Origin of the sequence: Streptomyces sp. DT2A-34, assembly GCF_030499515.1 — a bacterium.
Classification (GTDB): domain Bacteria; phylum Actinomycetota; class Actinomycetes; order Streptomycetales; family Streptomycetaceae; genus Streptomyces.
Genome location: NZ_JASTWJ010000001.1, coordinates 1,156,580 through 1,170,604, shown reverse-complemented (window position 1 = coordinate 1,170,604; position 14,025 = coordinate 1,156,580). Strand labels below are relative to the sequence as shown.

General features: G+C 70.8%; 12 protein-coding genes. 5 read left to right on the top strand and 7 right to left on the bottom strand.

Going from position 1 to position 14,025, the window contains the following annotated elements; genetic code table 11:
- Positions 1–5 precede the first annotated feature (5 nt).
- The gene (gene tkt, locus QQM39_RS05040; protein WP_301995417.1) at positions 6–2,081 is read right to left on the bottom strand and encodes a transketolase; all 2,076 of its coding nucleotides are present in this window, start codon (positions 2,079–2,081) and stop codon (positions 6–8) included.
- Positions 2,082–2,258: 177 nt separating this feature from the next.
- On the opposite strand from tkt, the gene QQM39_RS05035 reads away from it, so the two are divergent.
- Positions 2,259–3,155 carry an AraC family transcriptional regulator gene (locus tag QQM39_RS05035; RefSeq protein ID WP_301995416.1) on the top strand — a complete coding sequence of 299 codons (897 nt, stop codon included), beginning with the start codon at positions 2,259–2,261 and terminating at the stop codon, positions 3,153–3,155.
- Between the two features lie 77 nt (positions 3,156–3,232).
- On the opposite strand, the gene QQM39_RS05030 is transcribed toward QQM39_RS05035, so the two are convergent.
- Positions 3,233–4,618: a glycoside hydrolase family 16 protein gene (locus QQM39_RS05030; RefSeq protein WP_301995415.1), complete on the bottom strand. Its 1,386-nt coding sequence runs from the start codon at positions 4,616–4,618 to the stop codon at positions 3,233–3,235.
- A gap of 165 nt (positions 4,619–4,783) precedes the next feature.
- Positions 4,784–6,019, bottom strand: coding sequence for an Ig-like domain-containing protein (locus tag QQM39_RS05025; protein WP_301995414.1), 1,236 nt, complete (start codon positions 6,017–6,019; stop codon positions 4,784–4,786).
- 134 nt (positions 6,020–6,153) lie between these two features.
- Here QQM39_RS05025 and QQM39_RS05020 point away from each other — a divergent pair, with 134 nt between their 5' ends.
- Positions 6,154–6,447: a DUF1905 domain-containing protein gene (locus QQM39_RS05020; protein ID WP_301995413.1), complete on the top strand. Its 294-nt coding sequence runs from the start codon at positions 6,154–6,156 to the stop codon at positions 6,445–6,447.
- An 8-nt stretch (positions 6,448–6,455) separates the two neighbouring features.
- On the opposite strand, the gene QQM39_RS05015 is transcribed toward QQM39_RS05020, so the two are convergent.
- The 4 genes from QQM39_RS05015 to QQM39_RS05000 form a co-directional block, all read right to left on the bottom strand.
- Entirely contained in the window at positions 6,456–7,211 is a 756-nt protein-coding gene (locus tag QQM39_RS05015; protein ID WP_301995412.1) for an IclR family transcriptional regulator, read from the bottom strand.
- Positions 7,208–8,587, bottom strand: a complete 1,380-nt coding sequence (locus QQM39_RS05010; RefSeq protein WP_301995411.1) for a S9 family peptidase — start codon at positions 8,585–8,587, stop codon at positions 7,208–7,210. Before QQM39_RS05010 ends, QQM39_RS05015 begins: the two co-directional genes overlap by 4 nt.
- Complete coding sequence (locus QQM39_RS05005) at positions 8,584–9,945, bottom strand: MFS transporter (protein ID WP_301995410.1); 1,362 nt, start codon at positions 9,943–9,945, stop codon at positions 8,584–8,586. The genes QQM39_RS05010 and QQM39_RS05005 overlap by 4 nt, the downstream gene beginning before the upstream one ends.
- Positions 9,946–10,024: 79 nt before the next feature.
- On the bottom strand, positions 10,025–10,564 hold the full coding sequence (locus QQM39_RS05000; RefSeq protein ID WP_301995409.1) for a MarR family winged helix-turn-helix transcriptional regulator: 540 nt from the start codon (positions 10,562–10,564) through the stop codon (positions 10,025–10,027).
- A 137-nt stretch (positions 10,565–10,701) separates the two neighbouring features.
- On the opposite strand from QQM39_RS05000, the gene QQM39_RS04995 reads away from it, so the two are divergent.
- The 3 genes from QQM39_RS04995 to menE are packed head-to-tail and all read left to right on the top strand — an operon-like array spanning position 10,702 to position 14,019.
- A complete protein-coding gene (locus QQM39_RS04995; RefSeq protein ID WP_301995408.1) occupies positions 10,702–11,619 on the top strand; it encodes an SDR family NAD(P)-dependent oxidoreductase in 918 nt (305 codons plus the stop codon).
- Positions 11,620–11,630: 11 nt separating this feature from the next.
- Positions 11,631–12,506, top strand: a complete 876-nt coding sequence (locus QQM39_RS04990) for an amidohydrolase family protein (RefSeq protein WP_302003484.1) — start codon at positions 11,631–11,633, stop codon at positions 12,504–12,506.
- A 10-nt stretch (positions 12,507–12,516) separates the two neighbouring features.
- Entirely contained in the window at positions 12,517–14,019 is a 1,503-nt protein-coding gene (gene menE / locus QQM39_RS04985) for an o-succinylbenzoate--CoA ligase (protein WP_301995407.1), read from the top strand.
- Positions 14,020–14,025: the final 6 nt, after the last annotated feature.

Genomic DNA, 14,025 nt, shown 5'->3' with positions numbered 1-14,025 from the left:
TCGGATCAACCGCGGGCGGCGGCGACGGACTCGCGGGCTGCGGCGGCGACGTTCTCAGGGGTGAAGCCGTACTCGGCGAACAGCGTCTTGGCGTCGGCGGAGGCACCGAAGTGCTCCAGGGAGACGATGCGTCCGGCGTCGCCCACGAACCGGTACCAGGTGAGCCCGATACCGGCCTCGACGGCGACCCGCGCCTTCACGGCCGGCGGCAGGACGCTCTCGCGGTACTCGCGCGGCTGCTCCTCGAACCACTCCACGGACGGCATCGACACCACCCGGGTACCGATCCCCTCGGCCTCCAACCGCTCCCGCGCGGCGACGGCGAGCTGGACCTCGGAGCCGGTGGCGATGAGGATCACCTCGGGCGTCTCGCCGGAGGACTCGTGGAGGACGTAACCGCCCTTCGCCGCATCGGAGTTGACCGGGAGCGTCGGCACACCCTGCCGGGTGAGCGCGAGGCCGTGCGGGGCCGGGTCGGTGGAGTGCCGCCTGAGGATCTCGGCCCAGGCGACCGCGGTCTCGTTGGCGTCGGCGGGGCGGACGATGTTCAGGCCCGGGATGGCACGCAGCGAGGCCAGGTGCTCGACCGGCTGGTGGGTCGGGCCGTCCTCGCCGAGGCCGACGGAGTCGTGCGTCCAGACGTACGTCACCGGCAGCTGCATCAGCGCGGACATGCGGACCGCGTTGCGCATGTAGTCGGAGAACACCAGGAACGTGCCGCCGTAGACACGGGTGTTGCCGTGCAGGGCGATGCCGTTCATCGCCGCGGCCATCGAGAACTCGCGGATGCCGAAGTGGATCGTGCGGCCGTACGGGTCGGCCTCCGGCAGCGGGTTGCCCTTCGGCAGGAACGAACTCGCCTTGTCGATGGTGGTGTTGTTGGAGCCGGCCAGGTCGGCCGAGCCGCCCCACAGCTCCGGGACGACCCCGCCGAGCGCCTGGAGCACCTTGCCGGACGCGGCGCGGGTCGCGACCGACTTGCCCTCCTCGAACACCGGAAGGGCGTCCTCCCAGCCCTCGGGCAGCTGCCCGGCGACGATCCGGTCGAACAGCCGGGCCCGCTCCGCGTCGGCGCCGCGCCACTTGTCGATCCGCTTGTCCCAGGCTGCGTGCGCCTCGGCACCCCGGTCGAGGGCGCGGCGGGTGTGGGCGAGGACCTCGTCGGCGACCTCGAAGGACCGCTCGGGGTCGAAGCCGAGGACGCGCTTGGTGGCGGCGATCTCGTCGGTGCCGAGGGCGGAGCCGTGGGAGGCCTCGGTGTTCTGGGCGTTGGGGGCCGGCCAGGCGATGATCGTGCGCATCGCGATGATCGAGGGGCGCTCGGTCTCGGCCTGCGCCGCCTTGAGCGCCGCGTACAGCGCGTGGACGTCGATGTCGCCGTTGTCGGCGGGCTCGATCCGCTGCACATGCCAGCCGTACGCCTCGTAGCGCCCCAGCACGTCCTCGGAGAACGCGGTCGCGGTGTCGCCCTCGATGGAGATGTGGTTGTCGTCGTAGAGGAAGACCAGGTTGCCGAGCTTCTGGTGTCCGGCGAGGGAGGAGGCCTCGGCGGAGACGCCCTCCTGGAGGTCGCCGTCGGAGACGATCGCCCAGATGGTGTGGTCGAACGGCGACTCGCCCTGCGGGGCCTCGGGGTCGAACAGGCCGCGCTCGTAACGGGCGGCCATCGCCATGCCGACGGCGTTGGCGACGCCCTGACCCAGCGGGCCGGTCGTCGTCTCGACCCCTGCCGTGTGCCCGTACTCGGGGTGACCCGGCGTCTTCGAACCGTGCGTCCGGAAGGACTTGAGGTCGTCGAGCTCCAGCTCGTATCCGGCGAGGAACAGCTGGGTGTAGAGGGTCAGCGAGGTGTGGCCGGGGGAGAGGACGAAACGGTCACGCCCGGTCCACTCGGGGTCGGCCGGATCGTGCCGCATCACCTTCTGAAAGATCGTGTACGCGGCCGGGGCGAGGCTCATCGCGGTGCCCGGATGACCGTTCCCGACCTTTTGAACGGCATCTGCCGCCAGGAGGCGGGCCGTGTCGACGGCACGCCGGTCGAGTTCGGTCCATTCGAAGCTGTCCGGTGTCTGCGTGCTCATCTTCAAAAAGTCCTCGATCGGAGCGAAGTGGCTGGTCCAACGCCTTCAAAAGTAAAAGTCTGACTTTTACGAGGGAAGGTCGGCGTGTGTCAGGCTGTGGTGAAAGTGGGACAGCGTCGCCGGCGCAGCGCACGGCTGAGCATGGGCGGCGCGCAACTGAGGCGGCACGAGACGGACATGGTGGACACAAGGGGCGAAGGCGGCGACGGAGGGATCAGAACGTTCCCCTTCCCCGTCGAGCTGAGCGTCGGCGGCGTCGGCATGCGGATCGGCCCGATGGGCGGCACCGACCACACCTGGCACGCCGACGAGGCGCCGCTGGAGCGCGTGCACCGCATCGACTTCCACGTCGTGATGCTCTTCAGCCGCGGACCCGTGCGCCACATGATCGACTTCACGGAGTACGAGGCGGGCGCGGGCGATCTGCTGTGGATCCGCCCCGGACAGGTCCATCGTTTCTCACGGACGAGCGAGTACCGGGGGATCGTCCTCGCCATGCAGCCGGGCTTCCTGCCGCGCGCCACGGTGGAGGCCACCGGCCTCTACCGCTACGACCTCCCGCCCCTGCTCCACCCCGACGAAGGCCGGCTCACCGCTCTGCGCTCGTCCCTCGCCCAACTCCAACGCGAGTACGAGGACACGGCGACCCTCCCCCTGAGCCCGCACACCGCGGTTCTGCGCCACTCGCTGACCGCGTTCCTGCTGCGCCTGGCCCACCTCGCCGCGAGCTCGGCGAAAGCGGCGCGCGAGCAGGCCGACACGACCTTCACCCTCTTCCGGGACGCGGTGGAGCAGGGCTTCGCCACCAACCACAGCGTCAGCGCCTACGCCGACCAGCTCGGCTACTCCCGCCGGACCCTCGTCCGCGCGGTCCGCGCCGCCACGGGTCAGACGCCCAAGGGCTTCATCGACCGACGCGTGATCCTGGAGGCCAAGCGGCTCCTGGCCCACACGGACCTGCCGATCGGGCGTGTGGGTGCGGCGGTCGGCTTTCCCGACGCCGCCAACTTCTCCAAGTTCTTCCACCAGCACACGGAGATGACGCCGGCGGCGTTTCGGGCGGAGTTGCGTTAGGGCAGTGCCGGCGGAGCCGGGTGCGCCGATGCCCCGCGAGGGCGGTCGAGCTCTCGCGGGGCATCTCAACACGCCTGTCAGCGGGCGAAGTTGAACCAGTTCACGTTCACGAAGTCCGACGGCTGACCGCTGGTGAAGGTGAGATACACGTCATGCGTGCCGGTGATCCCGCTGATGTTCGCCGGGACGGTCCGCCACGACTGCCACCCACCGGTGTTGGCCACCGAGAAGCTGCCCACGGGCGCGTTGCCGCGGCTGTCCAGGCGCACCTCGACGAGCCCGCTGACGCCGCCCGCCGCACCGCTCGCCACCCGGCCCACGAACTGAGTGGCCGCCGACGAGCCGAAGTTGACGCCCTTGTACAGCGCCCAGTCGCCGTTCGCGAGGGAGCCGATGTTCTGTCCGCCGCCCGCATCCGACGTGGACTCGGTGCTCGCGCCGCCCTGGCCGTCGTACGACTCGGCCTGGATGGCGCTGTAGGCGTCACGGTTGCCCGTCGGCGGAGGTGTGGTACCGCTCCCACTGGCCGACAGCACCTGGACGTAGTCGACGACCATCGGCACGCCGGACCGCGTGTCGCCGTCCAGGCCGCCGCCGAAGGCGTCCGGGAAGGCGCCGCCCATCGCCACGTTCAGGATGATGAAGAAGCCGTGGTTGGTGGCGTTGGACCAGGTCGTCGCGTCCACCTGGCTCGCGTTGACCGAGTGGAACTGGGTGCCGTCGACGTAGAACCGGATCGTCTCGGGGCTCACCGAGCGGTCCCACTCCATGGTGTAGGTGTGGAAGGCCGACTGGCACGTCGAGCCGGGACATGCCGTGGAGTTGCCGAGGCCGGTGGTCTCGTTGCACGGGCCGCCCGGGTTGGTCCCGCAGTGCATCGTGGCCCACACGGTGTTGCGGCCCTGGACGTTCTCCATGATGTCCAGCTCGCCGACGCTCGGCCAGTTCTGGTAGTTGCCGCGGTACGGCGCGCCCAGCATCCAGAACGCCGGCCAGTAGCCCTCGGCGGCGGTGCCGGTGACGTTCGGCATCTGGATGCGGCCCTCGACGCGCAGCTTGCCGCCGGACGGGGGCTGGAAGTCGGTGCGGTTGGTCTCGATGCGGCCCGACGTCCAGCGGCCGGCGGAGTCGCGCAGCGGGGTGATGCGGAGGTTGCCGTTGCCGTCGAGCGCGACGTTGCTGGTGCTGTTCGTCATCGTCTCGACCTCGCCGGTGCCCCAGTTGGCGGGGCCGCCCGGATACGAAGTACCGGTCGCGTACTGCCAGTTGGAGGTGTTGACACCGGTGCCGGCGGTGCCGTTGAAGTCGTCGAGGAAGACCTGCGTCCAGCCCGACGGGGGCGTGGGGGCGGAGGCGTTCGCGGGCAGGGTCGCGGCCGTGGCGACCGCGGCCGCCAGACCGAGCGTGCTGAGTACGGCGATGAGCGCGCGTCGCCGTCTGGGTATGCCGGAGGTTGCACTCATGGGGGGTGCCTCCCGGTACGGAGTGATGTGCGCGGGTGTCAGATACATCTGAGAGCGCTCTCAAAGTGGGCCCAATGTGCTCTCCGCAACCGGGGCCGTCAAGAGTTAAAGCAGGGAAAGTCCTTCGGGGGCGGGGAAGTTCATGCCATGAACGGGGTATACGTGCTAAAGCGCACTCCCCGCCTTCCAGTCCGCCCACGACAGGTTCCAGCCGTTGAGTCCGTTCGACGCTTCCACGGTCTTCTCGCCCGAGTTCTGCACGATCACCACGTCCCCGAGCTTCGAGCTCTCGTAGAACTGGTAACCGGCCACGGAGCTGTCGCTCGCGCCCTTCGCGTCGTGCAGACCGATGCACCCGTGGCTGGTGTTCTCCTTGCCGAACACCGACGTGGACGCCCAGTAGTTGCCGTGGACGAACGTGCCGGACGTCGTCAGCCGCTGGGCGTGCGGGACGTCGGGGATGTCGTACTCGTCGCCGAGCCCGACCGTCGAGGACTCCATCCGCGTCTGCTCGAACCGCTCGCTGATCACCATGATCCCGGACCAGGTGGTGTGGTCGGGGTCGCCGCCGCTGACCGGGTAGGTGGCGACGGTCTCGCCGTCCCGGACGACCGTCATCCGCTTGGTGGCGAGGTCGACCGTGCTGATCTGCTCGCGGCCGATGTGGAAGGTGACGTCCTTGGACTGCGTGCCGTAGACCCCGTCCGCGCCCTCGACGTCCTTCAGCCGGAGGCTGAGCGTGATCGTCGTCCCCGCCGCCCAGTACGTCTTCGGCCGGAAGTCCAGCCGGGTGTCGCTGAACCAGTGGCCGACGACGTCCACGGCGGGCTCGGCGGTCACCGTGATCGCCTTCTGGACCGCGGCCTTGTCGGCGACGGCGTGCGTGAAGTCGATCGACACGGGCATGCCGACGCCGGAGGTGGAGCCTGCCTCGGGCGTGAAGTAGCCGACGAAGGTCTCGCCCGGGGACTTCGTGGTGAAGGTCGTGGTCGTGGCCGCCGATACCCCCGCCGCCGTGGCCGTGACGGTGTACTCGGTGCCCGAGTGCGGATGCCCGTCCGAGGTCCACTTCGTGCGGGCCTCGTCGAAGGACCCCTTCAGTGCGGAGCCGTCGTCACCGGTGACCTTCACGGACGCGAGCGTGCCGTCGGCCACGGTGATCTCGACGGGGCTGGTGAAGTCCGCCTTCTCGGTGCCGTCGGCCGGCGTGACCGTGATCGTCGGCTGCTTCGCGGAGGCCTGCGCGGACGCTGCCGACTTCGCGCCCTCGGACGCGTCCGCCGACCCGCCGCACCCGGTCAGCACCGCGGCGGGCACCACCCCGAGCACGGCGAGCACCCCGCGCCGTGACCACCTTCCCGGCTGCTGCTCCGACGGCTTCGATATGTGCGGGACGCCCACGGCACGCCTTCCTGAGATCTGTTGCGGTACGCGTGCATCGTGCAGGTTCTTCCTGGGTTGATCCTTTGAATCCCGGCAAGGCAGTCTGAGATTCCTCTGAGGACGACTCGGCACAGAGAAGGGGTCCTGACCGTATGGAGCTCGCCTTCGCCGGCCCGGTGATCGAATGGCGCGGTCCGGCGCCCTACTACTTCGTCCGGGTCCCGGACGAGGAGTCCGCCGACATCCGGGAGGTGGCCGCGATGGCCACGTACGGCTGGGGCGTGATCCCGGTCGAGGCCAGGGTCGGCGAGGTCGCCTTCGAGACGTCGCTCTTCCCCAGGGACGGCGGCTATCTGCTGCCGCTCAAGAACGCGGTACGCAAGCCGCAGGGGCTCGGGGCCGGGGACGAGGTTGCCGTGGAGATGACCGTCCGCCTCCAGGGGTGAGGGGGCGCCTAAGCCTCCCCTTCCGGCCACCACCCCAGCCCCCGCGAGATCCCCCGCGCCGCGAGCCGCACCGCCGGCACCAGCACCGGCACCTGCGCCTCGGCCTGGGGCACGACGACGGACACGGCGGCGACCACCGACCCGCCCGGGCCACGCACCGGAGCGGCCACCGACAGCGCGTCGTCGGTGACCTGGCGGCTGCTCACCGCCACCCCCGTGCGGCGTACGTCGGCCAGCACGCGGCGCAGTCGGGCGGGCTCGGTGACGGTGTACGGCGTGAAGGAGGCGAGCGGCCCGGCGCAGTACTCCTCCTGGAACCCGGGGTCACTGTGCGCGAGCAGCGCCAGCCCCACCCCGGTGGCGTGCAGCGGCCAGCGCGCTCCGACCCGGATGTGCACGCCGACCGCCGACCGTCCCGACAGCCACTCGATGTAGACGACCTCGGGCCCGTCCCGGACCGCCAGCTGCACGTTCTCGTGTGTCGCCTCGTACAGGTCCTCCAGGTACGGCAGCGCGATCTGCCGCAGCGCGAGCCCGCGCGGCGCGAGGGCCGCCACCTCCCACAGGCGCAGCCCGACGTGGTAGAGCCCGGCCTCGTCCCGCTCCAAGGCGCCCCACTCGGTGAGAGCGGCCACGAGCCGGTGCGCGGTGGTCAGGCTCAGCCCGGCCCGCCGGCTGATGTCCGTCAGCGACAGCGCCGGGTGTTCGAGGTCGAAGGCCCCGAGGACGGACAGCAGCCGGTCGGGCGCGGAGCGGGTGGTCATGGCCGGGCGTCTCCCGGATGGGCCAGGTCGTAGGGGCGGGGGTAGGTGGTGGGCCGGTAGGTCACATAACGCGCCTCGGTCGTCGAATCAGCCTGCTGGGCACGGGAGTTGAGGCTCTCCGGCGAGGCGTCCCAGCGGCCCGTGTCCAGCCGGTGCTCCAGGGTGTGCAGGGCGCCGAGCATCTCGCCCGGGGTGAAGGTGCAGTGGCCGGGGGCGTCGACGTAGGCCTGGCTGAGCAGGGCGCCGGAGCCCGCCGCGGTGGCGGCCCGCCGGTAGGCGCTCTCGGCCTGGACGGGGATCAGGGCGTCGCCGGTCGTGTGGATGTTGAGCTGGGGGTCGGCGAGCCGGCCCGAGAAGACGCTGGTGTGCCGCATCCACCCTACGGCCGCGGGGTCGGCCGAGATCCGGGGTGCACGGTTCAGGGCGGTGAGGTCGGTACGCAAGGACAGTCCCGCCTCCTTGTAGAGCTCGGTCACCTCTTTGTACAGCGGGGAGCGGGCGAGCATCGCGGTGTAGTCGACCCCGGTGTTCCAGGACATGTTGCCACCGGCCCGGCTCTCCGCCTCCTGCCGCCAGCTGAACGCGGGCCTCTGGATGAGCCCGGTGACGGCCGTGTACTGGTTGGCCTGCTGGGTCTGCCAGTCGGTCGGGCCCGGCTTGGTCTGCCTGGCGTCGTTGTAGCCCGGGATGTTGTGCAGCGCGGCGGCGAGGGCGATGCGGGCGCGGCCCTCGGGGGTCTGCTGGGCCGCGCTGGTCTTCGAGGCGAGCGTGTTCGCTGCGGCGACCGCGGCCGCCTGGTCGGCGAACCCGGTGAGCGGGATGTCCGCGCCCGGCGCGAGCAGGGTCTTCAGGGCGAAGACCGGGTCCAGGGTGCTGTTCCAGTTGGCCACCCCGCCCTGCACCAGCCCGCACATCGACAGCGATCCGTCGAAGCGGTCGGGGTGCCGCTCGGCGAGGGCCGTCGTGACGAGGCCGCCGTACGACCGGCCCCAGGCGAGCGTCCGCCCGGCCGTGCCGAACTTCTGCGTGAACAGGTCGAGGGTGGCGAGCTGGTCGGGCACGGCATCCGTCACCGCCCAGCCGTTCGTGGCGTACGAGGAGCCGATGAGTGCGTATCCCTCGGCCAGGAGTTTGTCGCGGGTGGTGGAGTCGGGGGCGTCCTCGCCGGGGCTGGGCGAGCCTGCGGGGCGGTAGCCGTGGCTGAAGAGGAGCACGGTGCCGTTCCAGTCGGCGGGTACGTCCATCAAGTACGCGGCGCCGGAAGGGAGTTTGCCCTCCAGGTGGGTGTCGGTCGCCGCCTGTGCGGGGAGCGCGGTCGCGGTGGCGGCGCACACGGCAGCCACGGTCAGTAAGGCGATACGGGTGCGGAATTTCAACGGAGCGTCCCTTCCGGGGTGGGGGTGTCGGCGGGGGAGCCGGGGGCGTCGAGCGTGTCGGTGTGCGTCTCGCGCAGCCGCCACACGGTGAGCGCGGTGATCGCCGCGCCGCCGCACAGCAGCAGGGAGACGGGCGTGCTGCTGCCGCCGGACGAGGCGAGCAGGCTGCTGGCGATCAGGGGCGAGAACCCGGCGCCGAGCAGGGTGGCCGCCTGGTAGCCGAGCGAGGCGCCGGTGTAGCGGACCCGGGTGCCGAACATCTCGCTGAGCAGCGCGCCGAGCGGGCCGTACATCGTGGACTGGGCGACGCCGTGCCCGAGGGCGAGGGCGAGGATCAGCAGGCCGGGGGAGCCGGAGTTCACCAGCGCCAGTACGGGGAAGGCGAGCGCGGCCGAGGCGACGGCGCCGGCCAGGACGACCGGGCGCCGGCCGACCCGGTCGGAGAGTGCGGACGCGGCGGGTAGGACCACCAGGGCCACACAGGAGGCGATGGTCACGGCGGTGAGCACCTGCGGACGGGTGTACCCGTGGTCGACCGCGTACGAGATCATGAATCCGGTCAGCAGCGACTGGGCGGTGAACGCGCCGATGCCGACACAGGCGGCGAGCAGCACCGGTTTCGGCCGCCGCAGCACCTCCACGACCGGCGGCCGGTCGGGCTTGGGCTGTGTCTTGGCCTGCGCGAACAGCGGGCTCTCGGCGACCTTGAGGCGCACGAACAGGCCGACGCCCAGCAGCAGGATGCTCAGCAGGAACGGCACTCGCCAGCCCCAGGCGCGGAACTCGTCGTCCGGCAGGGTGGAGACGAGCGTGACCACGCCGGCCGACAGCACCGAGCCGAGCGGGGCGCCGAGTTGGGTGAAGCTGGACCACAGGCCGCGCCGGGCGCCCTGGGTGCGTTCGGCGTGCTCGACGACCATGAGGGTCGCGCCGCCCCACTCGCCGCCGATCGCGAGGCCCTGCACCACCCGCAGGGTCACGAGGAGGACGGGCGCCCACACGCCGATCGCGTCGTAGGTGGGCAGCAGGCCGATGAGGAAGCTGCCGCAGCCCATCAGGACCATGGTCAGCAGCATCATCGACTTACGGCCGATCCGGTCGCCGAAGTGGCCGAAGACGATGCCGCCCAGCGGGCGGGCCACGTAGCCCGCGGCGAAGGTGCCGAAGGCCGCGATGGTGCCGACCGCGGGGTCGGCCCGGGGGAAGAACAGATCGCCGAAGACGAGCGCGGCGACCGTGCCGTACACGAGGAAGTCGTAGAACTCGACCGCGGTGCCGAGCAGCCCGGACAGGGCGACGCGGCGTAACTGGCGGGTGTCGGGGGACGGTTGACGGGCGGACGGAGGGGATGGCTGCACGTTGAGCTCCCTGGGGAAGGTGCCGATGCCTCGGTGAAGTTAGGCAGTCATCGTGCGGCCGTCAATAAGTTGCACAACATCAGCTCGGCCGGTCCTCCACGATCCGCAGGAGCAGACCGTGCAGGATCTCCCGTTCGGCCGGGCCCAGTGGGTCCACGAGGTCATTCGTCACCCGCCGCCCCGCCTCGTCGGTGTCCCGCAGGAAGGTGCGCCCCTCGGCGGTGAGAACGACGATCCGGCTGCGGCGGTCGTCGGGGGAGGGGCGGCGCTCGGCGAAGCCCAGCTTCTCCAGGTCGTCGACCAGGCCGACGATCGCACTCGGGTCGTAGCCGAGCCGCGCGCTCAGCTCGCGCTGGAGCGCCCCGTCGGACGTCACGAGGAAGCGCAGCACCGCGTAGTGGCGCAGGCGCAGTCCCGACTCCTGCAGGAACGTGTTGAACAACTGACCCGAGCGCAGGCCCAGGCGGTACAGCAGGTAACCCGTGTCCGCGTGCAGTCCGCGCATCCACGGTTCGTTCGCGTCGATGGGTGCCGGGTTCGTGGCGTGCTGGCGGGCGATGGCGGGCTCCCTGGTCTCGGCCCCGTGATGGCGGGGGTTTCTCTGGGCGGATTCCAGCATGACGCACCCGAAGGTCACCAACAACTATTGACGACGACAATTATTGCTCTTAACTTCGATCGCGTAGCCGCACGCCGCGTCGAGCAGCCGCGTCGAAGCAGCCGCGTCGAAGCACCCCACGTCGAAGGGACCCTCCCGTGCCCAGCATCGATCTCACCGGCAAGGCCGCCGTCGTCACCGGCAGCGGCCGGGGCCTCGGCCTCGCCTACGCCCACGCCCTGGCCGCCCACGGCGCCTCTGTGGTCGTCAACGACGTCGACGAGGCCGTGGCCGAGACGGCCGTGAAGTCCATCACCGAGGCCGGCGGCACCGCCGTCGCCGAGGTCGTCCCGGTCGGCACGACCGAGGCCGCGGAGCGGCTGGTGAACCGTGCCGTCGAGGAGTTCGGGCGGCTCGACATCCTGGTGACCAACGCGGGCATCCTGCGCGACAAGGTCCTGTGGAAGATGACCGACGACGACTTCGACGCGGTGATCACCACCCACCTCAAGGGCACCTTCACCTGCGCCCGCGCCGCCGCCGTCCGCATGCGCGAGCAGGGCGAGGGCGGCAGCCTGATCCTGGTCGGCTCCCCGGCCGGCCAGCGCGGCAACTTCGGCCAGACGAACTACGCCGCCGCCAAGGCCGGCATCGCCGCCATGGCTCGCACGTGGTCGATGGAGCTGGGCCGCGCGAACATCACCGTCAACGCCATCGTGCCGGTCGCCGCGACCGCGATGACCGAGACCATCCCCGCCTTCGCCCCGTACATCGAGGCCATGAAGAACGGCGAGCCGCTCCCGGACTTCCTCCGCAAGGGCGAGGGCTTCGGCACCCCCGAGGACTGCGCGGCCCTCGTCCCCTTCCTCGCCTCCAAGGCGGCCCGGTCGGTGACCGGCCAGTGCATCGGCATCGGCGGCGACAAGGTGGCACTCTGGTCGCATCCGCAGGAGATCGCGGCGGCCTATGCCGACAGCGGCTGGACCCCCGACACCCTGGCCGGCGTCTGGCCCACCTCGGTCGGCGCCGAGCTCCAGTCGGTCGGCATTCCGGCGCCCAAGTTCCCGGAGGCGTGATGGCCCCGTCCATGAACCCCGACGACCTCGTCGCGATCGACGTCCACACCCACGCGGAGGTGTCCTCCAAGGGCCACTCCTCCCTGGACGACGACCTGCACGACGCCTCCTCCGCCTACTTCAAGGTCGAGGGCAAACGCAAGCCGACCATCGAGGAGACCGCCGCCTACTACCGCGAGCGGAAGATGGCCGCCGTGATCTTCACGGTCGACGCCGAGTCCGCGACCGGCACACCGCCGGTCCCGAACGAGGAGGTCGCCGAGGCCGCGGCCGCCAACTCCGACGTCCTCATCCCCTTCGCCTCCATCGACCCCTTCCGGGGGAAGGCGGGCGTGCGGCAGGCCCGGCGCCTGGTCGAGGAGTACGGGGTGAAGGGCTTCAAGTTCCACCCCAGCATCCAGGGCTTCTTCCCCAACGACCGCTCGGTGGCCTACGACCTCTACGAGGTGATCGAGGAGACGGGCACCATCGCCCTGTTCCACACGGGTCAGACGGGCATCGGCGCCGGAGTCCCGGGCGGGGGCGGCATCCGCCTGAAGTACTCCAACCCCCTCCACGTGGACGACGTCGCGGCCGACTTCCCGCACCTGAAGATCATCCTGGCGCACCCGTCCTTCCCCTGGCAGGACGAGGCCCTCGCCGTCGCCACGCACAAGCCCGGCGTGCACATCGACCTGTCCGGCTGGTCGCCCAAGTACTTCCCGCCGCAGCTCGTGCAGTACGCCAACACGCTGCTGAAGGACAAGGTGCTCTTCGGCTCCGACTTCCCCGTCCTCACCCCGGACCGCTGGCTCGCCGACTTCGAGAAGCTGTCGATCAAGGACGAGGTCAAGCCGAAGATCCTCAAGGAGAACGCCGCCCGCCTGCTCGGGCTGACGAAACCGTAAGGGGCGTGACATGCGCAACGAGGGACTGGGGTCGTGGCCCGCACGCCGGGCCCGCAAGACCCCGCACCGCACCGCCCTGATCCACGGCGAGACGTCCGCCGACTATGCCGCGCTGTACGACCGCACGACCCGCCTCGCCCACGCCCTGCGCGAGCGGGGCGTACGCCGCGGCGACCGCATCGCCTACCTTGGCCCGAACCACCCCTCCTACCTGGAGACCCTGTTCGCCGCCGGCACGCTGGGCGCGGTCTTCGTCCCCCTCAACACCCGCCTCGCGGGCCCCGAGATCGCCTACCAGCTGGCCGACTCCGGCGCCAAGGCCCTCGTCTACGGTCCCTCCCATGCCGGCCTCGTCGCCGGACTGCCCGGCCACACCGACGTCCGTACATACGTCGAAGTGGGCGCCGAATACGAGGAGGCGCTGGCGGCGGCGCCCGACGAGCCCATCGACACGCCCGTCACCGCCGACGACACCTGCATCATCATGTACACCTCGGGGACGACGGGCCGCCCCAAGGGCGCGATGCTCACCCACGGCAACATCACCTGGAACGCGCTCAACGTCCTCGTCGACACCGACCTGATCGCCGACGAACGCGCCCTGGTCTCCGCCCCGTTGTTCCACACGGCGGGCCTGAACATGCTGACGCTGCCGGTCCTCCTCAAGGGCGGCACCTGCGTCCTGGTCGAGGCCTTCGACCCGAACGCGACCTTCGACCTGATCGAACGGCACCGCATCACCTTCATGTTCGGGGTGCCGACGATGTTCGAGCAGGTCGCCCGGCACCCGCGCTGGCCGGACGCGGACCTGTCCTCGCTGCGGATCCTCACCTGCGGCGGCTCCCCGGTCCCGACGCCGATGATCGCCGCGTACCAGGCGCGGGGGCTCACCTTCCTCCAGGGCTACGGCATGACGGAGGCGGCCCCGGGGACGCTGTTCCTGGACGCCGAGCACGCGGTGAGCAAGGCGGGTTCGGCGGGCGTACCGCACTTCTTCAGCGACGTACGCGTCGTGGGCCCGGACCTCGCGCCGGTGCAGGTCGGCGAGACGGGCGAGGTCGTGGTCCGCGGTCCCCATGTCATGCCCGGCTACTGGGGCCTGCCCGAGGAGACGGCCGCCTCCTTCGCCGACGGCTGGTTCCGCAGCGGGGACGCGGCCCGGGTCGACGAGGACGGGTACGTCTTCATCGTCGACCGCATCAAGGACATGATCATCAGCGGCGGCGAGAACATCTACCCCGCCGAGATCGAGGACCTGCTCCTCGCCCACCCGGACATCGTCGAGTGCGCGGTGATCGGCGTGCCGGACGACAAGTGGGGCGAGGTGCCGCGCGCGGTCGTCGTGCCCCGCGAGGGCGCCACGCCCGATCCGGACGAGATCCTCGCGTCCCTCGCCGGCCGCCTCGCCAAGTACAAGATCCCGAAATCGGTGGTGCTCGCGGACGAACTCCCGCGCACCGCCTCGGGAAAACTCCTCAAGTCCCGCGTCCGTACCCGGTACGGCAACAGTTAAGGAACC

What these genes read in the sequence shown, in the direction of transcription:
- QQM39_RS05020 (WP_301995413.1), top strand. Translation starts at nt 6,154, where the DNA reads ATGGAGCTCGCCTTCGCCGGCCCGGTGATCGAATGGCGCGGTCCGGCG.
- QQM39_RS05015 (WP_301995412.1), bottom strand. Translation starts at nt 7,211, where the DNA reads ATGACCACCCGCTCCGCGCCCGACCGGCTGCTGTCCGTCCTCGGGGCC.
- QQM39_RS04990 (WP_302003484.1), top strand. Translation starts at nt 11,631, where the DNA reads ATGAACCCCGACGACCTCGTCGCGATCGACGTCCACACCCACGCGGAG.
- QQM39_RS05000 (WP_301995409.1), bottom strand. Translation starts at nt 10,564, where the DNA reads ATGCTGGAATCCGCCCAGAGAAACCCCCGCCATCACGGGGCCGAGACC.
- QQM39_RS05035 (WP_301995416.1), top strand. Translation starts at nt 2,259, where the DNA reads ATGGTGGACACAAGGGGCGAAGGCGGCGACGGAGGGATCAGAACGTTC.
- menE (WP_301995407.1), top strand. Translation starts at nt 12,517, where the DNA reads ATGCGCAACGAGGGACTGGGGTCGTGGCCCGCACGCCGGGCCCGCAAG.
- tkt (WP_301995417.1), bottom strand. Translation starts at nt 2,081, where the DNA reads ATGAGCACGCAGACACCGGACAGCTTCGAATGGACCGAACTCGACCGG.
- QQM39_RS05030 (WP_301995415.1), bottom strand. Translation starts at nt 4,618, where the DNA reads ATGAGTGCAACCTCCGGCATACCCAGACGGCGACGCGCGCTCATCGCC.